At 76.5% G+C, this 1,904-nt stretch carries 1 protein-coding gene and 1 pseudogene; both read right to left on the reverse strand.

Annotated elements, in window-relative coordinates; genetic code table 11:
- Positions 1-228 (reverse strand): SAM-dependent methyltransferase (locus ACWGIU_RS36935; RefSeq protein ID WP_453712445.1); only part of this gene is annotated, 228 nt, incomplete at its 3' end.
- Positions 229-289: 61 nt separating this feature from the next.
- A pseudogene (locus ACWGIU_RS36940) lies at positions 290-1,904 on the reverse strand (hypothetical protein); the annotation flags it as partial.

Genomic DNA, 1,904 nt, shown 5'->3' on the forward strand with positions numbered 1-1,904 from the left:
GGCCTGCGCCACGGACACCTCGGAGGTGTCCACGCCCTCGGCGTGCAGACGGGGATGGGTGGCCAGGGCGCGCAGCAGCCATTCCGCGGTACCGCACCCCAGGTCCAGCACCCGCTCGCCGTCGCGCGGGGCGCCGTGTTCGAGCAACCGGCGTACCGAAGCGTCGTCGAGCGGGGCCTTGATCGGGTGGTCGGCGTGTGCGATCCGGGAGATCTGTTCATGATTCACCGGAGCAGCTTGTCAACGCCGGCGCTCACGCGCACCTGTTTTCCGTCCGAGTGCCGGACGTTCAACGGCTGTTGGCGGACCTCCGCTCCCAGGCCTGCGCGAACATCTCGTGCAGGGGTGCCGTCGGCAGTACCCGGCCGAAGGGGGCGCGGATCGAGTCGCTCCACAGCGGGCGCACCTGGTGGCCCGCCAGCTTCACCGTCTCCAGCGGCAGGTTCGGGGCCTTCAGCTCGGTCCATTCCCCGGGCAGGAAGACGGTCCGGCCCGCCCGCGCCCGCTTGGCCTCCACGACCGCGCCGGTGGTGAGGAGTTCCGCGCGGACCTCCTTGTGCCGTTTGGCGGTCCAGCCGTTCCACCGACGTACGTTCCGGTCGGTGGGCGCGGCCAGCGCCGCCACCTGGAGATACAGCGCCGCCGCGTCCGCGCCGACGCCGAGCCCGGCCGCGACCCGCGTGACCAGCTCCGGGCAGGACCGCCGCGGATCCGCCTCGTACGCACCGGCCGGCACCGGTCCGGAGCGGGCCCGGAGCATCATCCGCTCCAGCCCGCCACGGGCCAGCAGCGGCGCCACCCGGTCCAACTCCTCCGTCAGGTCCGTGACCTCGCGGACCCGCCGCCACACCGCGGGGTCGGCGACCGCCGCGGGCCGCAGGAACGAGGCGCCGCCGGGCGCGCACACCACCAGAGGCCCGGAGTCGTACGCGGTCACCGGAACCGGTCCTTCCTCCTTGCGGTCGTCCATCGCCACCGGCAGCAGCCCGGGCCCGAACCGCTCGGCGATCCGTGCCGAGGTGTCCTGGACCCGGCCGCCGGGCAGGGCCAGCAGCAGCTCCGGACGTGCCAGTTCGGCCCGCAGCCGCTCGTACACGTCCATCGCGCCGGCCACCGCGGGGTCCCCGACGGGCCGGTCGGTCCAGGCCCACACCAGCGCGCTCGCGATTTCGTGAAGGTCGAGGCCCACCGGCGTGCGGTACGGCAGCCCGGGCCCGGACGGGGGCACGGCCCGGACCTCCACCCCGATGCCGTACCGGGTCGCCGCCAGTTCCCAGCCGGCCGCCTCCACGGTCGCGTCCGCCGCGGCCGCGTAGCCTCCCGCCAGCCGCCGGGCCCATACCTCGCCGAGCCCCAGGCCGGTCTCCAGTGCGTCCGCCGCCTCGTCGTGCACGGCGGGAAGCGCCCCGAGCAGTTCCCGCCACACCCCGGCCATCCGCTCCGCGGCCGCGTCCACCCCGCCCGGCCGCCACAGTTCGGCCGGGTCCTCGGGCAGGGCCGCGGCCAAGACGGCCCGCCGTCCGGCGCCCCCGAGCCGCGCGCGCAGCTCCTCGTACGCCACGGCCGTCATCGCGGTCGCCCGGTACGGTGCCTTGCCCGCCAGGGCGCGGTCCTCGTCCCGGTGGACCCGGCCGACCAGACCGGCCACGACGAGCCGGGCCAGAGCCCGCCTGACGCCGGTCAGTTCCGCGAAGCGCGCGGCCGCCGACTCCGGCACCGGGACGGGCCCGTGCGCCTCGACCGCGGCGACCAGGGCCCGGAGGCGGGCGGCGTCGTCCCCCCGCACCAGGACCGGACGCGCCTGTGCGAGCGCCGCCGGTACGGGGTCACCGTCCGGGTCCTCGGCGGCGGGGGCGACGAACCAGCACGCCGCACCCCCCGCCCGTACCGGGGCGGACGCCACG

This window comes from Streptomyces sp. NPDC054840 (genome assembly GCF_053611065.1).